The sequence below is a fragment of the Neptunicoccus cionae genome (assembly GCF_014643735.1).
Taxonomy (GTDB): domain Bacteria; phylum Pseudomonadota; class Alphaproteobacteria; order Rhodobacterales; family Rhodobacteraceae; genus Amylibacter; species Amylibacter cionae.
Map to the genome: position 1 here is coordinate 751167 of NZ_BMKA01000002.1, position 22746 is coordinate 773912.

Consider the following 22746-nt stretch of genomic DNA (forward strand, 5'->3'; position numbering starts at 1 on the left):
CTGCTAACTTCGGACCGGCGCGTCCCAACTTTGGTTTATCCCCGCCGCGCGGATTTTATGGCCACATAAATGCCGCGCGGCGGCGGTTTATAGAATTCCGGAACGTTGCGGGCATCGACGCAACAGGGACCCGCGCGAACTTCCGTGGCAAAGCCTATGCGCCACGCAGGTAAGGCCTGACCAGAAGCTCCCATTAATCAACCTTTGCGAGGGAGCGAATAAACCAAAAAATTATCCACGGGATTTTTTCCGTGCCCCGTATAAGGTTCTGTAGCCAATAAGAAAACCGCTTGATGCTTAACAAAACCTTCTCTCTCATCGCGTCCGGCAGCCTCGCGCCGCTGGCCGCCTTTGCCTACCTTGATGCCCACAGCATCGCCGACACCACGCTAAAACAACCGGTAAAGATCGGGAATTGCGCGCTTGATACTGGCGCAGAAGTGACGATCCCGGCATTAATTCTTATCGCACCCCAAATGGCCGGCGCGCCGACAGCACTTGGCAAAGTGGCCAAGCGTCTTAGGATCGCACAGGAAGATTTCGAAGCCGCAACACCGAAACCTCCCTGACGCAAAACACCAGATTTTAAAGACGTTCAGTCCCAAAAGGGGCAGAACCAAGCTGGCGTGCAGAACCCTTGGTCGGTGGCCGAATTATTACTCAGAGGGTTGTGTTGTTTCTTTGAACCGATAACGTATCGTATGCTCCGGCTTTTTAGGACCCTAGCGCGCTGGAATCCCGCAGAAATGTAGTTGCATGACCCACAAAGATTTCCTCAAGTCGCTCTCGACCGAGAACAAGGCCGCGCTGACCGCGCGCAGCGACAGCGCGGGGCTTTGGCATTTGGCAATGCACGCAGGGTTAATTCTGCTTTGCGGTGTTCTGATTACGTTAAAGATACCGTTTTGGTGGGCGCTGCTGTTGCCGCAAGGCATTCTGATCGCGTTTCTTTTTACCTTACAACACGAAGCTACGCACAAGACCCCTTTCAGGAACGAGCAGCTAAATGAATGGGTGGGCTGGGCCTGTGGTCTGCTGATCTTTCAACCGTTCTTGTGGTTTCGTTACTTTCACCTCATGCACCACCGCTACACCAATGATCCCGAAAATGATCCAGAGCTTGCAGGCCTGCCCAAACCGGGTAACTGGCCCGCATTCCTGTGGCATTTATCCACAATTGGTTACTGGGGCGCAAAGGCGAGTCTTTTTTGGACCCTGTGTTTTCGCAACTTCGACAGCCCCTATCTGCCACAGCGGGCACATCCGCGCATTCGCAAGGAAGCCCGCGGTCTGCTGGCGATCTATGCGGTTGCGCTGGCTTTTACCCTTTTTGTGCATTCAGTGCTATTCTGGGTTTGGATACTGCCCCTGATCTTCGGCTTTCCGGTGCTGCGGCTCTATCTGCTCGCAGAACACGGGCGCTGCCCTACGGTTGCTGATATGTTCATCAATACCCGCACGACCTATACCAATCGCCTTGTGCGAATGCTGGCTTGGAACATGCCTTATCATGTTGAACACCACACTTTTCCGCAGGTTCCGTTTCACCAGTTGCCCGCATTCCACGTCGCGATCCGCGATCATCTGGCCATCACCAGCCCGGGCTATGCTTCCTTTGCAAAAGACTATGTTGCAGCCTTTGACAGAGATCAGGGATGACTGGCCGGTGCGTCATCAGCGCTCCGTCCAGCGCATCGGGGCGACCGCTTTGCACTCTTCGTACCCATTGGTAAGCCCTCTGGCCGAGAGAGCGGGCACGGACGCGCGATGCGCGAAATTCGCCAACCAGCCCCATTGAAACTGAAAATTCTGAACTGACCGCTTCGCCAGTTCAGCATCCACCACATCACAGTTGCGTGAGCTTCCACCTGCTGGACGTCGTCTTTGCTCTTGACGGCATGCCGGGTCGATGTGTCTAAGAACGCAGGTAAAAGGAAACATCGTGATCGGTCGAATCTTCATCTTTATCGTTGCGTTACAGCTCGCTATGACGAGTGCGTTTTCGCATGTGATGGCGATGACCGAGCATTGCGCAGAGCCGATAGCCCTGCATGTGCAATGTGGGGATTCCTTTGGCGTTCAGGAACAAGCCACAGATGTAGCTGAGGACACTGAACAAGATTCCAAAGCGTCCGGGATGGTCTATTGCACAGGCAATATCTGTACGGAACAGTTGGCCAACCTTGCGCCAGCGTTACTGGAAACCGTTTCCAACGCCGACCTTTACCCAGCCGAGCCACAGATGGCTTTGCAGTCGGTTTTTCTGTCCCAACTTCGGCCACCGCTCGTTTGAAAACGCCGCTCTGGCGTTGATTGCAGTATCGCCTGAACTGGCGGGCGCGGCAATCTGATCTGATGCGGCCATTGCGGGATCTGTCCCGTGGCGCATCCGATCCTCTCCTCTTCACTGACACTGCCTATGCAGTGACCATCTTTTCGCGTGGCCAGTCATTGGTCTACGCATATGGAAAACACATGAAACACACGAATATTCTGCGGCCTTTGGCCGTCATGCTGGGGCTTGCCCTTAGCACTGCCGCGCAGGCAGGCACCTATGACATCACTGTCGACAAAATCCGGATCGACACCGGCACCTTCAAAAAGAAAGGGATCGGTTATAACGGCAGCCAGACCCCGACCATCCTGAATTTTCAGGAAGGCGAAGATGTGGTGATCCGCGTAAAGAACAATCTGCGCGAAAGCACTTCGATCCACTGGCATGGTCTTATTCTGCCATTCCAGCAGGACGGCGTTCCCGGCATCAGCTTTAGCGGCATTAAGCCGGGCGAGACCTTCACCTATCGCTTCCCGATCGAACAGGCGGGCACCTACTGGTTCCACAGTCACTCTAAATTTCAGGAACCGGACGGTGCTTACGGGGCTATTGTGATTGCGCCGAAAGGCGGCGAGGCGGTGCCCACGCAGCGCGATTATGTGGTCCAGCTGACAGACAAACATCCACACAGCGGTTCGCGGATTTTCCGCAACCTCAAAGGCTCGGCGGATTATTACAACCGTGCGCAGCGCACAGTGCAGGATCTGATCGAAGACGCAGGTGCTGATGGCCTGAAAGCCGCTCTGCAGAATCGCAAGATGTGGGGGGCAATGCGAATGATGCCCACGGACATCGAGGACGTTCAGGGTTTCACACCTCTCATCAACGGTGAGAGCACATCTCAGAACTGGACAGGCATTTTCAAGCCGGGCGAGAAGGTCCGCCTGCGGCTGATCAACTCGTCGGCCACAACGTATTTTGACGTGCGCGTTCCCGGTCTCAAGATGACTGTCGTACAAGCGGACGGCAATGACGTTAAACCGGTACGGGTGGACGAACTGCGCATTGCCGTGGCTGAAACCTACGATGTGATCGTCCAGCCGCGCGAGGCTAAGGCCTATTCGATTATTGGAGAAAGCGCAGGGCGAACCGCAATGGTGCGTGGCACATTGGCCCCGTCCGCAAACATGGTCGGCCCTTTCTACAAGATGCGCCCCAAGCCACTTTTGACCATGGCCGACATGGGCGGGATGATGTCTGGCATGGACCACTCCGGTATGGATATGTCAGCATCCGACAATTCCGAAATAGACATGAGCGGCTTTGATATGTCAGGCATGGATCACTCTGGCCACGATATGAGCGGAATGGACATGTCCGGCATGGACCACTCCGGCCACGATATGGGCGGAATGGAAATGTCAGGCATGGATATGGGAGGCGACTTGCCTGTGGTTCCGGCCGAAGGGGCAGCGGGCGCGTCCTTCTACGCACCGGGAAGCGGTCTCATCCCGACAGCGGCGAGTAGCGGTAAGTTTCTTGGCTACGAAGATCTCGCAGCACGCAAACCGCTGTATCGCGACCGACCCGCCACGCGCGAGATCGAGATCCGCCTGACCGGCAACATGGAGCGCTACATCTGGTCCATCGACGGCGTCAAATACGAGGACGCAGATCCGATCCGGCTCAAGTACGGGGAGCGTGTGCGCTTTAAGTTCGTCAACGAAACCATGATGGCACACCCGATGCACCTGCACGGCATGTGGACGATCATCGACACCGGCAAAGGTGCCTACGACCCCGTGAAGCATACGGTAAGCGTAGCACCCGGTACGACGCTTTACACAGAAACCGAAGTCGATGCGCCGGGTCAGTGGGCCTTTCACTGTCACCTCTCTTATCACATGGCTGGCGGGATGTTCCGCAAGGTCATCGTCGAAGGCGGCCCCGCCTGATGGGCGCGTATTTCAAGGAAAACAAAGACATGAAAAAACTGCTACTTGGACTGGCTTTCGGGCCGTTGTTCGCGCTGCCTTTTGCCCCAGCTGCTCTGGCCGATGTGGGTGTTTCCCCAACAGTCTGGGGCGTGCGCACCGACAAGCTTGAATACCGGTTTGGCGATGATGAAAAGTCCCTCGCCTGGGAACTCCAGGCTTGGGTCGGCAATGACGAACTGCGGCTCGCATTTCTAAGCGAAGGCGTGAAGATCGAAGGCGGTGACTTTGAGGAGATGGACACCCAGATCCGGCTTCAAAAACCGATTACAGATTTCTTCGACGGCTTCGTCGGGGTCGCCGCGTCAACGCCGGATGGAGTGCCCGAACGCTATTACGGGACTCTCGGTGTAACCGGACTTGCTCCGCAGTGGTTTGAGGTCGAAGCGGCAATCTACGTGTCCGAATACTCCTATATCGGGGCAGAGGTCGAATACGAAGGCCTGTTGACCAACCGGCTGATCCTGACGCCTTCCATCGAACTCAGCGTGCCGCTGGTGGATGATCCTGAAAGGGGGACCGCAGCGTGGGCACCCAGTGTCGAATTGGGGCTGCGCCTTGGTTACGATCTGATCGGACGCAGCGTCTCCCCCTATATCGGCGTGAACTACGAGCGCGATTTTGGTGGGACAGCCAGCATTAGCCGCAATGCCGGCGAAAGCGTCGAAGAATTGTCCGGCGTGATCGGCATAAACTTCAACTTCTGATTTTCCCGTGTCCCCTTTGGTATTGCCACACAAGCAATCCTGAGGGGGGCGCAGTCTAGCAACTTGAACCTAACTAAGGAAAAACCAATGAAACTTCGCAATATCTTCAGCTCTGCAATTGTCTCGGCCAGCCTTGTTCTTGGCGGTGGTGCTGCACTGGCCCACAGCAAAGGCATGATGACGATGCCAAGCAACGGCCAAACCGTCAGCACAGGCACCAAAGTGATGCACCTGATGTTTACCGAACCCATGAAGATCACGACCGTTAAGATGAAGGCGCCTGATGGGAAGACCTATAAAATCAGCGGTCCCGCAGCGGGCAAAGCCGTGAAAACCTGGGAAGGTAAACTGCCCAAGCTCGCCCCTGGCAGCTATAAGATTGATTGGCGCGGCATGTCACCGGACGGTCATCCAATGAACGGCGATTTCGCGTTCAAAGTGGCTAAGTGATCATGGGCGGAGTTCTTGCCGCACTGGAACCGGTGCAGATCGCCTCGATCCTTGTCAAAGCCGGGATGTACATCAGTGTTCTGCTGGCGGCGGGCTCCGTCATTAATCTCTGGCTCCTTTCGGAGCTGGATACCGATGCAAGCCGCCGTCTGAGGCGGCTTGCAGCATGGAGTGCCGTGACGGGCATCCTGTTCAGCGCGCTGAACATTCCTGTCCGTGCGGCGTTTTTTTATGGTGGAGTTGAAGGCGTTTTTGACGCCACGATGCTTCAGATCGCTGTGTTCAGCCCGCTTGGGTATTCCGTTATGGTCGATACTTTGGGGCTTGCGGCCATTGCTACCGTTGTGCTCAATCGGAATTGGCTACGACCCATCGCTTATTTGGGTGTCGCCCTTGTTGCCATCAGTTTTACGATGCGGGGACATGCGACCAATGATCCAAGATGGGCGCTTTCGACGCTTCTGGTGATGCACATTATCGCAGCCAGTTTCTGGATCGGGGGGTTCTTTCCGCTTTACGATATGGCCGGTCGTGGCAATGCAGCAGCGGTACGCACCGTCGAACGGTTCGGGAAAGCGGCGCTGGTTATGGTGGGTCTGCTGATCACTGCAGGCGTTGTGATCCTTGTGATTTTGGCGGGCGATCCGATCGCGGTTCTAACCCAGCCATGGGGACAGTTTCTGGCGCTTAAGCTGGTTGTGGTGTCCGTGCTGATCGGCCTTGCCGGTCTGAACAAGCTGCGCTTAACACCGGCGTTGGCAGATAGCGGGGATGGCACGCCATTGCGCAAATCCATCCAATGGGAAATGGCGGCCTTTATCATGATCCTTCTCATAACCGCGACTTTCACCTCAACGGTTGCTCCTGATCATGTCGGATAACACCAAAAATAATGCAGGTATCAGGAAAATATCATACCTCCTAAACGCCAAAGGGTGGCCGTCAGCGGGCAGATTTCTAAACTCACTTAGGGTTCACTTTTGCGCGTTTCTCGACAAAGGCGAACGGAACGCCACGGCCATCCTCACAGCCCAGCTGTTATTCGGCAGCGGTTTGCAATGCAAACCACAACAGGCCAATGACGGTTAGCTTTATAAGGTTACGGAAACGGTCCAATGGAGACCTTGGTGCAGTCGGCAGCGAATGGCGACAACGAGCCCGATTTCAACCATCGCTGCGATCGTCTCAAATGGCTACTTCATCTTGGGTCACAACTTGACAACACATCAATATGTGCTCTTTCAAGTTCGTAATACGAGAGTTTAGGTGCAGCGGAACGTGATAGCGAAGTCCGCTGATCTCGCTAACGTTTCATTGCATTTCCGAAATCCGCAATGCGCAATTGCGTACTTGTTCAATCTGAGCCTCTGTTGGACGCAGCTGATTACGGTGGCCGGAAATGTTAATGGCTCCGATCACATGCTTTGACCGATCAAAAATAGGCGCAGCAATTGCAACCGTACCTTCAGCGAGTTGCGACGCCTGTGCTACGTAACCACGCTTCCGGTCAGCGGTCAGGGCGGCCTTCAATTCCGTCAGAGTTTCTATCGTGCCATCCGTGAATTTCTCAAACGCATAGCCTTCAAACCGGCGATCAAGTTCGGCTGTGCTGAGATGTGCCAACATGATGCGACCCATAGAGGTCGCAAAGGCCGGAAGGCGGGAGCCGACGGGGATGTTTGAAACCATTGGACTGGCTGACATCGCCCGGTAAATGTAAACCGCTTCGGTATTTTCAAGCACTGCAACATGTACGGAAAATCCCGAAACGTCGCGCAGTGAACGTGCATGCAACGCCGCCACATCGCCTAGATCAAGAGATTTGATATAACTGTAACCCAGCTCCATCACGCGCGGAGCAAGTCGGAAACTGCGGGATTTCTCATCTTTTACCAAAAACCCCTCTTGTTCCAAAGTATGGACAAATCGAAAAGCTGCAGAGCTGGTGACAGATATTTCCTCAGCAATCTGGGACAGAGTCATACCCGCCCTGCCGGCGCCGAAAGCTTCGAGAATTTTTAGCCCCCGAAGTAGAGAGTTCGATTGGTATTTATTGCCTTTTGTCATGCATCAGTCATAGTTTTTGCGCCCACCGCTGCATAGTAGAAATATAACTAGCGTCGTTTCCGGCCTGCTGAGGGTGTTGGAAAGAGTTGCTCTGCAGGTTCGGCATGCCAGGCACAACCGGGTTTTCAATCACCGAATAACAGCTCGGATTGTCACCCTGAACCAGCGTTTCAATATTACCGGTATCGGTAACGGTTGCGGGTACGTTCTGACGCCAACCTTGGTCCATCAGCGCTTGCTTGAAATGAAAACCCGTTGTCATTTGCCTTCCTTTGTTCCTGCACCGGAGCAGTGGTTGTCAGTATCTGTAGGGCAGCAGCGTCGGGGCTGAGTACCCACTGGTCAGGAATTGGTGTCAATTTCGTCCAGCAACGTGGATACCAGATCTTTAATGGCGATCTTCAACTTGTCCGCTTTTCCGTGCACGAGATCCCACGGAGCACGTTCTTCCATATAGGTCGCCTGCGCGATTTCGAGTTGCAGCGCGTGAACGTTCTCGTTGGGCTGGCCGTAATGTCTGGTAATGTAACCACCTTTGAAGCGACCATTTTTCACAAAGCTATAACGACCTGACTGAAGAGAGTTTTCGGCGCGGGCCTCAAAGCGGGCATCAGTGCTCTCGCCGCTGTTGGTTCCCAGATTGAAGTCTGGCAGCACGCCATCAAACAGTCTGGGCACCTGTGACCGGATGGAATGCAGATCAACCAGAATACATATTCCGAACTGCGCCTTGATCCGCTGGATTTCAGCATCCAAAGCCTGATGATAAGGCACCCAGTATGATTGAACACGCGCATGCACATCATCTGTGTCTGGCGTCTGGCCCTCCCGATAAAGTGGACTACCATCAAAGTCGATTTGCGACACCAGGCCAGTTGTCGGCCCCGCATAAAGCGGCGTGTCTTCGTCGGAGCGGTTCAGATCCACTACATAGCGTGAATAGTTCGCGGCAACGACGCTGACCCCCAGATCGGTGCAGGCCAACGCCATCTGATCCATGTGCCAATCCGTGTCTTTCAGCTCCAGCGCGTCTTCCCGCAGTCGGCTTTTGATACCGCTGGGCAGGAGTGTTCCAGCATGTGGCACATTCAGCAAAACAGGCTTGGACCCCGTCACGAGTGTCATCAGGTTTGAAGCCGCCATTGCCTGTCCTTTTTCATAATTGAAATTCATCTTTGACATTTGAAACTGGTTGAGTCAATGATCCACCTGCCGGGTCGCGAGATGAATCCCGGTTGGCATCAACAGGAGGACAAAATGCTTACTCGCAGAACCCTTATGCTTTCAGCAGCAGCCGCGCCCTTAGCTGGGCTTACCGGCCAAGTAGCCAGCGCGCAGTCGCGCTCTTTCTTCGGCATCGCAACCGGCGGTACCGGCGGCACCTACTATCCGCTCGGCGGCATGCTTGCTCAGCTGATTTCAAATACTGCTGAACTGCCCGGTACCAAGCTGTCGGCAACGGCGGAAACCGGCAACGCTTCGGTGGCGAACACCAAACTCTTAAGCCGTGGTGAAATCGAAAGCGCCTTTGCCGCCGCAGATATCTTGGACGCGGCCTACAAAGGCACCGGCCAGTTCGAAGATGGTAAAGTTGAGAACATCCGTGCAATCGGCGCTCTGTATCCGGAAACCGTGCAGCTGGTTGTTCGTGCGGACTCGGGCATTGAAAAGTTCGAAGATCTGGTGGGCAAGTCGATTTCGTCCGGTTCGCCGGGCTCTGGCCAATGGCAGCTTCTGGGCGATCTGATCGAGGCCCATGGCATGTCGCGTGAGGATGTATCCGAAGACTATTCTTCTTTCTCGCAATCGGTAGAGAAGATCAAAGACGGCAATCTGGACGCATCGTTGATTACCGCGGGCGCGCCGACATCTTCCGTGACCGAACTGGCCAACGGCCATGAAATCCGCATCGTGCCGCTGACCGGGCCTGCAATTGCCAAGCTGCAGGAAACACAGCCCTATTATGTCAGCTCGATCCTACCTGCCGGGTCGTATAAAGGTGTCGACGCTGAGGTGGAAACACTGGCGGTTCGCGCGATCTGGGCCACTCATGCTGATGTGCCCGAGGACATTATCTATGCTGTGACCAAAGCTCTGTATGAAAACACCGAGACTTTGGGAAAGGTGCACCCGAAGGGCCGAGAAATCGCCGCTGCGACGGCATTGCAGAGTGTCTCTATCCCGGTCCACCCTGGTGCGGCCAAATATTACCAAGAAATCGGTGTTGGGCAGTAACACCCATAAATTTGGCACTTGGAGGCTCGCTTTTTTAGCGGGCCTTCTTCTATTGCCATATGCGGCCGTGAGTGAGCCAGCCGTTGACAACCTGTGTATCTACCAAGGCTATTCCGACACAGTGCTTGCAAAATATTCACCGGACCGATCCGGAGTTTTCTCGTTATCCTTTGTGCATTCGGTCTCGCTCACACCGGTCGTTGATGTTTACGAAATAAGACCGGCGGGAATCCATCAGGTTGCGGAAATTTTTGAAGCGCATGGCGCTGGGCTCCCATCGTTTGATGGCGATGTCGGCGAAACCGGCTGGCGTTTTGAAAACGGAAAATTCATTGTGGAAATGGACAGGGAATTCCAACGCATACAGCTGCGGATACAGCGCGAATATCTCAACACGCTGCACATAGCGGAACAGAAAATCATACTTGCTGATTTTGAAGCCAAATCCATTGGGCTCCAAATCTGCAGGAAGTAGGGAGACTAGACGATGTCACAACAAAACGAAAAAGCGATGCTGGCTGATGCCGAGCAAACGCTTTCACCCGAAGAAATCGAGGCGATGATCAAGGAGTTCGACTCTGAATCTAACTTTCGCAATATTGCAGGCCCCATCGCGGTTCTTGTAACAGTCACCTCTGTCGTCCTGTCTCTTTTCCATCTTTATACAGCTGGATTCGGCCTTCTAAACGAGGTCATGCACCGTACCGTCCACCTCGCTTTTGTGATGGGGTTGGTGTTTCTGGTTTTCCCACGCAAACGCGCCGCACCGACCCCAGCCATGTGGCGGACATCTATTGCGTTCGCCGCATTCTATCTTTTCCTGATCTTTGACCTGTTTGAACAATTACCCGCAACTGCATCGACCTACATTTTCAGTGCTGGAATGGTCGCGCTGGCGGCCCTGACTTTGCCAATAAATGGGAAAGACGCGAAACCGGGCCGGATTGCGTTGCGCGACTGGCTGTTTGCCGCGCTCGGGGCAGGTTTCTCGGCCTATCTGGCGGTGTTTTTCAAAGATATCTTCATCGTGAATGTAGGCGACCCACGTCCACAAGAATACATGATGGGTTTAATCGCCATCGTGATGACGCTCGAGGCCACCCGGCGTACTATGGGTCCGACACTGGCTTATATCGGCGCGTTTTGCATTCTTTATGCCATGTTCGGCCCATCTATGCCCGGCATTCTGGCCCACCGCGGCTATGGCATTGATCGCATTATCAATCACCTCTTTGTTGGAACCGAAGGCATCTACGGTGTGGCCGTCGGCGTGGTTGCGACCTATGTGTTCCATTTTGTCCTGTTTGGCATCCTCGCCCAAATGAGCGGACTGGGGCAGTTGTTTATTGATCTGGCAACGATCATCGCAGGTCGCCATTCTGGCGGAAGCGCAAAAGTTTCAGTCGTGTCCTCGGGTTTCTTTGGCATGATTTCAGGCTCGCCCATCGCCAACACCGTTACAACTGGTGCCTTCACCATTCCCTTGATGAAAAGGATGGGGTTTTCGGGCCGCTTTGCCGGGGCGGTTGAGGCCTCTGCCTCTTGCGGCGGTCAGGTGACGCCGCCCATCATGGGGGCATCTGCATTTGTCATGACCGAAATGCTTGGCGTGCCCTATAACGAGATCATCCTGATCGCCATCATTCCGGCTGCCTTTCACTATCTGGCCATTCTTCTGATGGTCCACCTTGAATCCAAAAGGCTGGGGCTGGCAGGTATGTCGGCTGACAAAATCCCGCAGATGGCGCAGGTCCTCAAGCGGTCCTGGCACTTGTTGGTCCCGCTGGGCGTTATGGTGACTCTGCTGCTGATGCAATACACGCCATTCCTTGCTGCCTTCTGGGGCATTCTGCTGACCATTGGCTTTTCCTATATTCCACTAGTGGCGCATAAGTTGGGTAACCGGGATATGGATTTGGATACTGTGCTCACGCCGAGACGTCTGGTTATTGGATTCGAGGATGGGGCAAAGTTTGCGCTGGCGATTGGCGCCGCCTGTGCCTGTGTTGGTTTCCTTCTGGGGGTCACAACCCTGACGGGCCTCGGGTTCAAATTCTCAGCCGCCGTTGTTCAGCTGGCTTATGATCTCGCCGCCCTTGTGACCGCATTGGATTTCACAGGATTGCTGTCCGAAAAATCCATTGCGCTGTTCTTTGGGCTCGTCTTTGTGGCCATCGCCTGCATTTTGATGGGGGCAGGCATTCCAACCACGCCAACCTACATCATTCTGGCCTCTATCGCGGCGCCCGCCCTGACGGAATTTGATGTGCCCTTGATCGCAACCCACTTCTTTGTGTTCTACTTCGGCGTGCTTGCGGATGTGACGCCACCTGTTGCCCTTGCAGCTTATGCCGCCGCAGGCCTTTCGCGTGCAGATCCCATGCGTACAGGCACAACAGCGTTCAGGCTGTCGATGGGCAAGGCCTTGGTGCCTTTCATGTTCATCTATGCACCAAGCCTGCTGTTTGTCGATTTCTCACCGCTGGAGTTTGTGTTGGCCCTGACCAGCGGCATCCTCGCGATCCTTGCGTTGTCGGCGGCCTATATCGGGTTCTGGAAGCGGGATCTGGTCCTTTTCGAAAAGGTGCTGCTGACGCTGGGTGGACTGGTATTGATCTCCAACAACCTTATCGCGATAGCTGTCGGAACTGTGGTCGTGTTGGGCATTTTGGCGCGTACCAAAGCTCCATCAGAGACCAAAGCTGCCTGACTAACTTGGGGCAGACAGCACGATGTCTGCCCCAGTAAAAATGACGAACTACAGGCTTGGAAAGAACCGGGGCAAGCGCCCCGAAAAAGTGCGGATCAGAGGCATAAGGTATTCCGCCAAGCAGTTGACTCTATCTTTGGAAACGTTCGCATGGGTCTTGCTATGTTCGATATGCCTATTTCCGTTCCTGACAGCAGGAAATAGATATTGAAAAGCAAAGGCCAAACGACCAGTTCGACAAAGGTTTGTGGCTGCTATCAGCGTGAGCTGCAGGGGCGACGAATCCGATCAAGAGGAATTTTGGCGACAGACGGCACTGCGCTGGCCATATCGCGAAGATGACTTGGAAAGTTCGTGTCCTTTTTTGCCGCTGTAAGCGTGTTGTTGCATCTTTTGCCGCTGTAAGCGTGTTGTTGCATCGGATTGTTGGAAAAGGCCGCATTGACTGGTACTGCGCCCGCGCAAATCAGGGTCGGGTTTTCTTCTTGTATCATGCGGCATCCGCCCATGGTGAAGTGCAGCTTTCTCGCTTAGTGCAGTTTGGCCAACCCTTCGCGGGGCAAACACCAGAACAGCCGCGACAACACCTTCACCGGCAGGAAGAACCAAGGTCTGCAGGCGGTCCAGCGGGGACCATCCGGCGACCGGCAAAAGGTCGTGCTTGCGCGCCTGCATCCAGTCGTGCCCCGCAGAACACCTTGGCATTTCGGGCGGTGTCAACTGCAGCACGAGTTATAGGCGATGTGCTGATGATCACACTTGATGCAGGCCGCGACGTGACCACCTAGGGGGCGGTGCGACAGGTCTCTACGGCAGACATCACCTTCACCTGCCGCAGGTTTAGTTGCCGAGCATGTTCAAGAAGATAAGCTGGCCCATAGGCGCGGAAGATGTCGCGACCTCCAGTTTGGGACGAAGCATCAGTAGCTAGGCTTAGCTACAGCCTCCCTTTCGTTGCACACGCAGATCAAGCGGGATGGTCACGCCCTGGATCGTTTTTGTCGCCACCTCTGTAAAGATCGTCGTGGCTCCCAGCTTGGGATGCCCCAGCAGCACCTGAATCACCCGAATGTCGGTCTGTCTGACGTCAGCGCCTATGGGTCCAAACAGCGTTATTTGCTAAGAGCAGGGTTTATTGCCCGGGCCAAATAATAAAGTTTTATAGCTAATCTCATCTTAAAGTGCATTGTTAAGCAACTCGGCCTCACGTTCCTTCAAATCAGCTCTACTGGGATATTCTTAATAGACAGTAATTGGATCAAAACGTTCTTGGTTTTCTGGCATTGAATCAATCTCAGACTCATTCCCAAAGGCTAACATCCATTGGACCCCGTCCTCTTTTTGCAAGAAGGTTTTGACTTCTTCAACTATCTCATCGAATGGCAAATTCTGAGATTTATCATCGTTGAACAAACTTTTCTTCGTTCGCTCCATCAACTCCGGCGGTTAGTAAGTCGTCCTTAATGTCACTTTGTTTAATCTCAGTGACTTACACACGATACGTTAAGCCATGAAAGAATTTGCAATGCTAACGACGCTTGCCTCATAGGGGGACAGAAATGGGGACGACGCACCACAACCCCTGGTAATCTAATGATTTTCTTATGTGTGATGGCGGAGACGAAGGGATTCGAACCCTCGAGACCCTTCCGAGCCTACTCCCTTAGCAGGGGAGCGCCTTCGACCACTCGGCCACGTCTCCGTTGGCGTGTTTATTGGGATTGGGCGGCGGGGGCAAGGGGTTTATTTGGGCTACATCGCAGAGTAATGGAAACTCGGCGTTTTCGGGCAATTGTGATGCCGTGGCGTTGGTCGGAATGTCGGCCGGCAATGCCGTGGGTCCAGCTGTCCCGCGCAGCACCTTGGAACAGCAGTAGCGAGCGTGGTTCGAGGTAAAGGTGATGTCTGCGACCCGATGGTTCGATAAAACGCATTTCAGCGCCAGAGCCCATAGACACGGATATCACCTTCCCACCGGTCTGATCGGCGCGGTCCACGTGATCTGCTATGCCCTGTCCGGGAAGGTATTCATTTATCAGGGCTTTTTGCGGCACATAGGGCAACAGACCTTCGCTGTGAATCCGCGTCGCGAGCCTTATGATTGCGGCTGGCATCAACAGGGGCCGGACATTCGGCACCCCCTGATAGGCCTTACCATAGTGTTTCCGCCGTCTGGCGTAGGTCAAATCCCACGGGCCTTGTTCGATCGCATCAAACAGGCGTTGTTCTTCCTTCAGGCTCAGAAACTCTGGCAAGTAGGTGAGGCCACGGGGCAAAACAATCGGGAAGAGGTCTTCGGATAGCAGCATGATTCCGGTTTATTAAAACAAGAACAAAATAGCAACATTTATCCTAACCGCCTCTGGTGAGGGCGCACAGAAAAACGGCGCCGGAAACCCCGACGCCGTTCTGTTCTGCAAAGCCGCTGAATTTATTGCGGACGCATGTCGTCTTTGCTGATGCCAGCCACGGAAACCGGCTTTTTCATAGCATCGCGGCGGAAAGGTTCACCCAGCTCTTGGTTGAGCAGTACTTCGATGAAGGTTGTTTTGCCCTCTTTCATCTGCGCCTTAATCGCTGTGTCCAGCTTGTCTGTCAGGTCTTCCATAGAAGTCGCCTGCACGCCGACCAAACCACAAGCCTGCGCGATACCGGCGTAGGACACGTTGGTGTCCAGTTCGGTGCCGACGAAGTTATCGTCGAACCACAGGGTGGTGTTGCGCTTTTCTGCGCCCCACTGGTAGTTGCGGAAGATGATCATGGTGATCGGCGGCCAGTCATCACGGCCACAGGAAACCATTTCGTTCATGGAAATCCCGAAGGCACCGTCACCGGCAAAGCCCACCACAGGCACGTCAGGTTGGGCCACTTTCGCACCGCAAATCGCTGGGAAGCCATAGCCACACGGACCAAACAGGCCAGGTGCAAGGTATTTGCGTCCTTCTTCGAAGGTTGGGTAAGCGTTACCGATGGCACAGTTGTTGCCGATGTCCGAGGAAATGATCGCCTCTTTGGGCAGGGCAGACTGGATCGCACGCCATGCCATGCGCGGGGACATTTTGGCTGGTTCGCGGTCGCGGGCGCGTTCGTTCCATGTGGTGCCCGGATCGTCGTCCTCGTGGTCCATAGAGGTCAGTTCCTGCGCCCATGCGGATTTCGTCTTGGCGATAGTGGCTTTGCGTTCGTCGCGGTTGGTATCGCCTGCGCCGTCATCCAGACGGGCCAGTAGTTCCTGCGCCACTTTCTTCGCATCGCCCTGAATGGCAACTGCCACGTCTTTTGTCAGGCCGATCCGGTCGGAATTGATATCCACCTGAATAACAGCCGCATCTTTAGGCCAGTAATCAATGCCATAGCCTGGCAGTGTGGAGAACGGGTTCAACCGTGTCCCAAGTGCGAGAACAACATCCGCTTTGGAGATCAGTTCCATCGCTGCTTTGGACCCGTTGTAGCCCAGCGGACCCGCCGCCAGAGGGTGCGAACCGGGGAACGCATCGTTGTGCTGGTAGCCCGAACAAACCGGCGCGTCGAGCGCTTCGGCCAGTTTGGCACTGTCTTCGATCGCACCGGCAAGGATCACGCCAGCGCCGTTCAGGATGACTGGGAACTTCGCGGTGGACAGCAGTTTGGCAGCTTCGCTCAGCGCAGTTTCACCACCGGCGGGGCGTTCCAGACGGACGATTTTTGGCAGGTCGATGTCGATCACTTGTGTCCAGTAATCGCGCGGGATGTTGATTTGCGCAGGAGCAGAAGCGCGGAAGGCGTTTTCGATCACGCGGTTCAGAACTTCGGCAATCCGGCTCGGGTCGCGGACTTCTTCTTGATAGGCCACCATATCTTCGAACAGTTTCATCTGCTCTACTTCTTGGAAACCACCCTGCCCGATTGTTTTGTTGGCCGCTTGCGGTGTGACCAGCAAAAGCGGTGTGTGGTTCCAGTAAGCTGTCTTAACAGGAGTGACGAAATTGGTGATCCCCGGACCGTTTTGCGCAACCATCATAGACATTTTGCCAGAGGAACGGGTGTAACCGTCAGACATCATACCGGCGTTGCATTCATGGGCACAGTCCCAGAACTTGATCCCCGCTTCTGGAAACAGGTCGGAAATTGGCATCATCGCCGAACCGATAATCCCGAACGCATGTTCGATACCGTGCATTTGCAAGACTTTTACAAAGGCTTCTTCTGTTGTCATTTTCATGAGGCGGTTCCTTAAGTTATCACGCGATGCGCTTTTGTCGAAACCAAGCGGGGACGCAGAATAAGCACCCGTTGGATTTGCGTCAGTTAAAGCGATAAAGCTGTGCAGGACTGTAGGGCCAGTTACCTCATCACGTGATTCCAGATAAGCGCACCTGCTGCAACAAACCGTTCGTGAATTGCCGTTTTTGGGACTCCACACCTCAATATCCGGTTAAAGCGAACAGTTACTCTATCGCGCCCCGCAGCAGCGCTCCAAGTTTGGCAATCCCGCCTTCGATCGCGGATACCGGTGGCAGACTAAAGCTGAGCCGTAGGGTATTACGCCCTGATCCATCCGCGTAAAATGCATGGCCGGGAACATAGGCAACACGGGCCTCTTCGACAGACTGTTGCAGCAAGGCAGTCGCGTCGAGACCTTCAGGAAGTGTGACCCAGATAAACAGCCCACCTTCCGGTTTGCTCCACTTTACGCCCTTGGGCATGTGCTGCTCCAGCGCGGACAGCATCGCGTCCCGTTTCTCACGGTAATGGGCGATGCCCTCGGCCACCTGTTGATCAAACCGTGTGGAGGCAAGCGTCGCGATGACCCGTTGGTTAATGGCAGAACTGCTGAGGTCAGAGGCCTGTTTCATCAGGGTCACCTTGCCGATCACGTCTGAAGGGGCGCAAATCCAGCCGACCCGCAGACCGGGGGTGAAGACCTTGGAAAAAGACCCGAGGCTAACCACGCGCGATGCCTCGATCCCGCCCTGCTCCGCGCAATCAAGCGCCTGAAGCATCGGAACTTCTTCCCCATCATAGCGTAGGGCCACATAGGGGCTGTCCTCGATCACCGGAATGTCCAGATCCCGCGCGAATTGCAACAGTTCTCTCCGTTCCCCGATATTCAGGGTGTGGCCGGTCGGGTTGGCAAAGTCCGGCACCACATAAGCAAATTTCAGACCACCACCAGCAGCTTCTGCCGTGTCTCGGTAGGACGCAGCCGTGCGGTTGGTCGCGCCGGTGGGCAGCGTGTCATACACGGGTTCCATCGCTGAAAACGCCTGCAACGCCCCGAGGTATGTTGGCGCTTCGACCAGCGCCGTGTCTTTTGGCGAAAGGAACATGCGGCCCAGAAACTCCAGCGCCTGCTGGGAGCCGTTGGTGATCAGAATATTTTCCGGACCACAGACCACATCCCGTTTCGCCATGTAACCGACGATCCACTGGCGCAGACCCGCATCCCCTTCGGAGACGGAATATTGCAATGCCGCATCAAACTGAGCGCGGTCGCCGCAAATTTGCGCGTAGATTTGCGCGATTTCCGCTTGGGGAAACAGTGCCGGATCAGGTATCCCACCGGCGAAAGAGACGATGTCCGGCTGGTCCACCAGCTTCAGCAACTCGCGGATTTCGGATGCTTTCATACCGGCCATGCGCGCAGCATAGCGGGTGCCCCAGTCCAAGGGTGTCTCTTGTGATGTCATAGGTCTGTCCTCCTGACCTATTTAGGTCAGCAATACGGACATACTGTCAAGACATTTAGCAGAACTGGTCCGAAATTCCGGCGATGGGGTCGGCGCTTTATCCTGTTAACCAGCGGAAGGCCCGTTTCAGATAGGCGGCGGCATCAACAGTCACCAGATCACCGTGCGCCATTAACACAGATTGCGCCGGCCAGTTGAGGATACGCGCTATCGCCTTTCGTGCCTTATCGCGCCGTATGAACGCTATACGAAATTTGCGCGGCACTGTTGGTTCTGCTTCAACCATCAGATCCAGCCGCGCTACCACACGCCGCCAGCCGGTGTGCCAATCTTGGGGAAATTGCTGCAACAGATCGGTAAACAGCACTGTGCTGCTTTGACGATGAAAGAAAACCACCTCTTGCGTGATCAGATTGCCAGTAACAATGGTCTGATCCAGCTCCCCCTGCCACGCTGCATTTGCGCCTTCGATCAGGTCCTCGTCAAACGTCAGATCCTTGCGCTTGTTCCGTAGCCCCGGCGGCGCATAAAGCCGTGCTTCCCGATACGCGGCGGTCCACTCTGCGAGCCAAAGATGGTGCAGCGAATTGGGGGCAATGATGTGACAAACAGGGCCAAGGGCATCGACGGCAGCGCGCAGACTGTCAGTCAGGGAAACCGGAGACCAGATCATCAGGTCGCCGCTGTTCAAACGGATCACGGCCATGCGGGTTGGATAGCGAAAGCCAGAAACATCAATGGTGTCGCCCGCCGCGATCCATATGTTTTCCCCGAATTTTTCTAGCATCGCGCCCTCTTGGTTATACGCCCACAAACTCTTCCGATTTATAGCCTTGAAGATACAGCAGACCCGTCAGGTCTGCATAGTTCAGCCGAAGGTTCACTTCAGCCGCGACAACAGGCTTGGCATGAAGCGCCACGCCTGACCCTGCCAGATGTAGCATCCCCAGATCATTGGCCCCGTCACCGACAGCTATCACGTCATCCGGTGTCAACCCCTTGGCAGCCGTAATTTCGTTCAACGCATCCACCTTGGCCTGCTTCCCAAGCACCGGAACACCGTGTTCGCCGGTCAGTTTGCCATCTTCCTGCAACAACGTATTGGCGCGGTTCTCGTCAAACCCCAGCTTGTCCGCAACAGCCTCGGTGAAACTGGTAAAGCCGCCGGAAACCAGCGCCGCATAAGCCCCGTTCGCCCGCATGGTCGCCACCAGTTCAGGCCCGCCTGGCATCAGGGTAATCCGATCTTTCAGAACTTTTTCGATTACACCAACTGGCAGACCTTTCAACAGGCCGACCCTTTCCTTCAACGCAGCCTCAAAATCCAGCTCACCGTTCATCGCCCGCGCGGTGATTTCGGCAACCCGGTCACCGACGCCAGCCTCTGCCGCCAGTTCGTCGATGCACTCCTGCTGGATCATCGTGCTGTCCATATCCGCGAGAAGCACCTTCTTACGACGACCCTCCACCGGCTGAACGCAAAAGTCGATTCGCATCCGCTCCAACCCGCGCCAGAACACATCAAAGCCGCTGATTTCGGCGTCAAAATAGACATCACAGGCGATGCCATCGGCCAGCCAATCCGCTTTAGATCCGTTCAGACGCGATTTTATAGAAGACACCAGTTCGGGTGTAACACGGGCGTCTTCGGGCTTGGAAATAAGGGTCGCAACGTACATCTGAGCACTCTGTTTTGGGTCAACTTGCGGCGCTTTATTCGCCAAAAACGTCAAAATGACCAGTGTTTCCTGTTGCGATGCAGCAAAAACTAACTTAGATGCGGCGGTGGGACACCTCTCCCCAACGAGAGGCTTATATCTGTAAGGATACCACTGATGACGACATCTCAGCCGGGCGCACGCCCGCAAAATCCCCGTTTTAGCTCTGGCCCCTGTACGAAACCACCAACGTGGTCACTGGATGCGTTGCGCGATGCGCCGCTTGGCCGTTCCCACCGCGCCGCCGTGGGCAAAGACAAGCTGAAAGCCGCAATCGAAACCACCCGCGACATTCTGGGCGTTCCGGCCGATTACAAAATCGGCATCGTTCCTGCATCCGACACCGGTGCGGTTGAAATGGCGCTTTGGTCCATGCTCGGCGCGCGGGGTGTGACCATGCTGTCGTGGGAAAGCTTCGGCGCCGGTTGGGTCACGGATGTAACCAAACAACTTAAACTGGACGTGACGCATCTGAATGCGGATTACGGCCAGCTTCCCGACCTTTCAGCGATCAATTTTGACGACGACGTGGTGTTCACATGGAACGGCACAACATCCGGTGTGCGTGTGCCGAACGGTGACTTCATTCCGGCAGACCGTGCTGGCCTGACCATCTGCGATGCAACCTCTGCGGCCTTTGCGCAAGACCTGCCTTGGGACAAACTGGATGTGACGACTTTCTCATGGCAGAAAGTTCTGGGCGGCGAAGCGGCCCACGGTGTGCTGATCCTGTCGCCCCGCGCTGTGGAGCGTCTGGAAAACTACACCCCGCCGTGGCCCCTGCCAAAAATCTTCCGCATGACCAAAGGCGGCAAGCTGATCGACGGTATTTTCACCGGTGCTACGATCAACACGCCGTCCATGCTTTGTGTCGAAGATTACCTCTTCGCGCTGGATTGGGCGAAATCTGTTGGCGGTCAAACAGGGCTGAAAGCCCGCGCCGATGCGAACCTTGCCGAGATTGAAGCTTTTGTCGCGGCAAACGACTGGATCGATTTTCTGGCCGAAACACCCGAGACCCGTTCCAACACTTCTGTCTGCCTGAAGTTCACAGATGGCCGGATCACAGACGGTGCAGCCTTTGCCAAGGCGGTTGCGAAGCGGCTGGAAGCTGAAGGTGTTGCGCTGGACATCGGGGCGTACCGTGATGCCCCTGCGGGCCTGCGCATCTGGTGCGGCGGAACTGTTGAAACAGCCGACATTGCAGCACTGCTGCCGTGGCTGGACTGGGCGTTTAACGCCGAGATTTCCCAATAAGCTATTCGCCCCGCGCCTGACGCGGGGCCACTCCATACATATTTATACACAAGGAACGCCCAAAATGGCACCTAAAGTACTCGTCTCTGACAAACTCAGCCCGACCGCCGTGCAAATCTTCCGTGACAACGGCATCGAAGTGGATTTCGAACCGGATCTGGGCAAAGACAAAGTAGAACTGATGAAACGCATCGGGGAATACGACGGTCTTGCCATTCGTTCGGCCACCAAAGTCACCGAGAAAATCCTCGAAAACGCGACAAACCTGAAGGTTATCGGGCGCGCTGGTATCGGTGTGGACAACGTGGACCTGAATGCCGCATCGCGCAAGGGTGTGATCGTGATGAACACGCCGTTTGGCAACTCTATCACCACCGCAGAACACGCGATTGCGATGATGTTTGCTGTGGCCCGTCAAATCCCCGAAGCATCGGCATCGACCCATGCGGGCAAATGGGAAAAGTCCAAGTTCATGGGGGTCGAGCTGACGAATAAGACCCTTGGTCTGATCGGCTCCGGCAACATCGGCTCCATCGTTGCCAGCCGTGCGCTGGGTCTGAAAATGAAGGTTGTGGCCTATGACCCCTTCCTGTCCGAAGAGCGTGCCGCCGAACTGGGCGTGAAGAAAGTAGAGCTGGACGAGATGTTGGCCCAAGCCGATTTCATCACGTTGCACGTTCCAAAAACCGAAAAAACCGCAGGTATGCTGGACGCGGCGGCCATCGCCAAAATGAAAAAAGGCGTGCGCATCGTGAACTGTGCTCGTGGTGGTTTGGTCGACGAAGACGCACTGGTAGAGGCGCTGAAATCCGGTCATGTCGCTGGCGCTGCTTTTGACGTGTTCGCGGTAGAACCCGCAACAGACAGCCCGCTGTTCAACCTGCCCAACGTGGTTGTGACCCCGCACCTTGGCGCGGCGACCACCGAAGCACAGGAGAACGTTGCGATCCAAGTGGCGGAGCAGATTTCAGACTACCTGCTGAACGGCGCTGTGACCAATGCGATCAACATGCCGTCGATCACTGCCGAAGAAGCACCAGTGCTGAGCCCGTTTGTAAAGCTTGCCTCCCATCTGGGGGCGTTCATCGGCCAGATGACCGAAGAAGCGATCGAAAGCGTGAACATTCTTTATGATGGTAAGGTGTCCGAAATGAACACCAAGGCGCTGTCCTCGGCGGCGATTGCCGGTGTGATGAAGGCGCAAAATCCCGATGTGAACATGGTATCTGCCCCTGTGGTTGCTGCTGAACGTGGCATCCAGTGTTCCACCACCACGCAGGAAAAATCAGGTGTGTTTGACAGCTACATCAAGCTGACCGTGAAAACCGCAAAGAAAGAGCGTTCCATCGCAGGGACGGTCTTTTCGGACGGGAAGCCACGGTTCATCCAGATCAAAGGCATCAACATTGACGCCGAAGTTGGCCGTCACATGCTTTACACCACCAACGACGATATGCCGGGCATCATCGGGACGCTGGGCCAGACAATGGGCGAGAGCGACGTAAACATCGCGAACTTTACCCTTGGCCGGTCCGAAGCGGGCGCCAACGCGATTGCGCTGCTTTACCTCGATGCACAGCCGCCGGTTCCGGTTCTGGAGAAGCTGCGTCAGACAGGCATGTTCCAGCAGGTTAAACCACTGGAATTCGACGTAGAATAAATCT

General features: G+C 55.1%; 22 protein-coding genes, 1 tRNA gene and 2 pseudogenes. 12 read left to right on the top strand and 13 right to left on the bottom strand.

Annotated elements, in window-relative coordinates; all coding sequences use genetic code 11:
• Positions 1-293 precede the first annotated feature (293 nt).
• The 7 genes from IEX10_RS08850 to IEX10_RS08880 all read left to right on the top strand — a co-directional run bounded on the left by IEX10_RS08850 (position 294) and on the right by IEX10_RS08880 (position 6307).
• On the top strand, positions 294-569 hold the full coding sequence (locus tag IEX10_RS08850; RefSeq protein ID WP_188673526.1) for a hypothetical protein: 276 nt from the start codon (positions 294-296) through the stop codon (positions 567-569).
• A gap of 187 nt (positions 570-756) precedes the next feature.
• Positions 757-1659, top strand: coding sequence for a fatty acid desaturase (locus IEX10_RS08855; protein ID WP_188673529.1), 903 nt, complete (start codon positions 757-759; stop codon positions 1657-1659).
• A gap of 283 nt (positions 1660-1942) precedes the next feature.
• On the top strand, positions 1943-2293 hold the full coding sequence (locus IEX10_RS08860; protein ID WP_188673532.1) for a hypothetical protein: 351 nt from the start codon (positions 1943-1945) through the stop codon (positions 2291-2293).
• Between the two features lie 182 nt (positions 2294-2475).
• Positions 2476-4230 carry a copper resistance system multicopper oxidase gene (locus IEX10_RS08865; RefSeq protein WP_188673535.1) on the top strand — a complete coding sequence of 585 codons (1755 nt, stop codon included), beginning with the start codon at positions 2476-2478 and terminating at the stop codon, positions 4228-4230.
• Positions 4231-4259: 29 nt separating this feature from the next.
• Positions 4260-4976: a copper resistance protein B gene (locus tag IEX10_RS08870; RefSeq protein ID WP_229678484.1), complete on the top strand. Its 717-nt coding sequence runs from the start codon at positions 4260-4262 to the stop codon at positions 4974-4976.
• A gap of 87 nt (positions 4977-5063) precedes the next feature.
• Positions 5064-5426, top strand: a complete 363-nt coding sequence (locus IEX10_RS08875; protein ID WP_188673540.1) for a copper resistance CopC family protein — start codon at positions 5064-5066, stop codon at positions 5424-5426.
• A 2-nt stretch (positions 5427-5428) separates the two neighbouring features.
• Positions 5429-6307 carry a CopD family protein gene (locus tag IEX10_RS08880; RefSeq protein ID WP_188673543.1) on the top strand — a complete coding sequence of 293 codons (879 nt, stop codon included), beginning with the start codon at positions 5429-5431 and terminating at the stop codon, positions 6305-6307.
• A 430-nt stretch (positions 6308-6737) separates the two neighbouring features.
• On the opposite strand, the gene IEX10_RS08885 is transcribed toward IEX10_RS08880, so the two are convergent.
• From IEX10_RS08885 to hutG, 4 genes and pseudogenes are all read right to left on the bottom strand, one after another.
• Positions 6738-7322, bottom strand: a complete 585-nt coding sequence (locus IEX10_RS08885) for an IclR family transcriptional regulator (protein ID WP_229678485.1) — start codon at positions 7320-7322, stop codon at positions 6738-6740.
• Positions 7323-7493 (bottom strand): annotated as a pseudogene (locus IEX10_RS20260) (helix-turn-helix domain-containing protein); the annotation flags it as partial.
• A 7-nt stretch (positions 7494-7500) separates the two neighbouring features.
• Positions 7501-7755 carry a hypothetical protein gene (locus tag IEX10_RS08890; protein WP_188673550.1) on the bottom strand — a complete coding sequence of 85 codons (255 nt, stop codon included), beginning with the start codon at positions 7753-7755 and terminating at the stop codon, positions 7501-7503.
• A gap of 80 nt (positions 7756-7835) precedes the next feature.
• Positions 7836-8636, bottom strand: a complete 801-nt coding sequence (gene hutG, locus IEX10_RS08895) for an N-formylglutamate deformylase (protein WP_229678486.1) — start codon at positions 8634-8636, stop codon at positions 7836-7838.
• A gap of 57 nt (positions 8637-8693) precedes the next feature.
• Here hutG and IEX10_RS08900 point away from each other — a divergent pair, with 57 nt between their 5' ends.
• From IEX10_RS08900 to IEX10_RS08910, 3 genes are read left to right on the top strand one after another with little or no spacing between them, the layout of a single operon-like run.
• Positions 8694-9728: a TAXI family TRAP transporter solute-binding subunit gene (locus IEX10_RS08900; RefSeq protein ID WP_229678487.1), complete on the top strand. Its 1035-nt coding sequence runs from the start codon at positions 8694-8696 to the stop codon at positions 9726-9728.
• Positions 9718-10203 (top strand): DUF1850 domain-containing protein, encoded by a 486-nt coding sequence (locus tag IEX10_RS08905; RefSeq protein ID WP_188673552.1) that lies wholly within the window; start codon positions 9718-9720, stop codon positions 10201-10203. Before IEX10_RS08900 ends, IEX10_RS08905 begins: the two co-directional genes overlap by 11 nt.
• Positions 10204-10215: 12 nt before the next feature.
• The gene (locus IEX10_RS08910) at positions 10216-12438 is read left to right on the top strand and encodes a TRAP transporter permease (RefSeq protein ID WP_188673554.1); all 2223 of its coding nucleotides are present in this window, start codon (positions 10216-10218) and stop codon (positions 12436-12438) included.
• 257 nt (positions 12439-12695) lie between these two features.
• On the opposite strand, the gene IEX10_RS08915 is transcribed toward IEX10_RS08910, so the two are convergent.
• The 9 genes and pseudogenes from IEX10_RS08915 to serB all read right to left on the bottom strand — a co-directional run bounded on the left by IEX10_RS08915 (position 12696) and on the right by serB (position 19786).
• Complete coding sequence (locus tag IEX10_RS08915) at positions 12696-12932, bottom strand: hypothetical protein (protein WP_188673557.1); 237 nt, start codon at positions 12930-12932, stop codon at positions 12696-12698.
• A gap of 39 nt (positions 12933-12971) precedes the next feature.
• A pseudogene (locus tag IEX10_RS20250) lies at positions 12972-13359 on the bottom strand (transposase zinc-binding domain-containing protein); the annotation flags it as partial.
• Positions 13360-13677: 318 nt separating this feature from the next.
• Positions 13678-13851: a hypothetical protein gene (locus tag IEX10_RS08920; RefSeq protein WP_188673559.1), complete on the bottom strand. Its 174-nt coding sequence runs from the start codon at positions 13849-13851 to the stop codon at positions 13678-13680.
• 199 nt (positions 13852-14050) lie between these two features.
• A tRNA-Ser gene (locus IEX10_RS08925) sits at positions 14051-14140 on the bottom strand.
• A gap of 10 nt (positions 14141-14150) precedes the next feature.
• Positions 14151-14747 (bottom strand): alpha-ketoglutarate-dependent dioxygenase AlkB, encoded by a 597-nt coding sequence (locus IEX10_RS08930; protein WP_188673561.1) that lies wholly within the window; start codon positions 14745-14747, stop codon positions 14151-14153.
• A gap of 122 nt (positions 14748-14869) precedes the next feature.
• Positions 14870-16639, bottom strand: a complete 1770-nt coding sequence (xsc, locus tag IEX10_RS08935; protein ID WP_188673563.1) for a sulfoacetaldehyde acetyltransferase — start codon at positions 16637-16639, stop codon at positions 14870-14872.
• A 226-nt stretch (positions 16640-16865) separates the two neighbouring features.
• On the bottom strand, positions 16866-18107 hold the full coding sequence (locus IEX10_RS08940) for an aminotransferase-like domain-containing protein (protein ID WP_188673567.1): 1242 nt from the start codon (positions 18105-18107) through the stop codon (positions 16866-16868).
• Between the two features lie 97 nt (positions 18108-18204).
• Positions 18205-18894 (bottom strand): DUF4336 domain-containing protein, encoded by a 690-nt coding sequence (locus tag IEX10_RS08945; RefSeq protein ID WP_188673571.1) that lies wholly within the window; start codon positions 18892-18894, stop codon positions 18205-18207.
• 13 nt (positions 18895-18907) lie between these two features.
• A complete protein-coding gene (gene serB / locus IEX10_RS08950; protein WP_188673574.1) occupies positions 18908-19786 on the bottom strand; it encodes a phosphoserine phosphatase SerB in 879 nt (292 codons plus the stop codon).
• Positions 19787-19942: 156 nt separating this feature from the next.
• Between serB and IEX10_RS08955 the strand changes: the two genes are divergently transcribed.
• Both IEX10_RS08955 and serA read left to right on the top strand, forming a co-directional pair.
• A complete protein-coding gene (locus IEX10_RS08955; protein ID WP_188673578.1) occupies positions 19943-21082 on the top strand; it encodes a phosphoserine transaminase in 1140 nt (379 codons plus the stop codon).
• Between the two features lie 64 nt (positions 21083-21146).
• Entirely contained in the window at positions 21147-22742 is a 1596-nt protein-coding gene (gene serA, locus IEX10_RS08960; RefSeq protein WP_188673581.1) for a phosphoglycerate dehydrogenase, read from the top strand.
• Positions 22743-22746 lie beyond the last annotated feature (4 nt).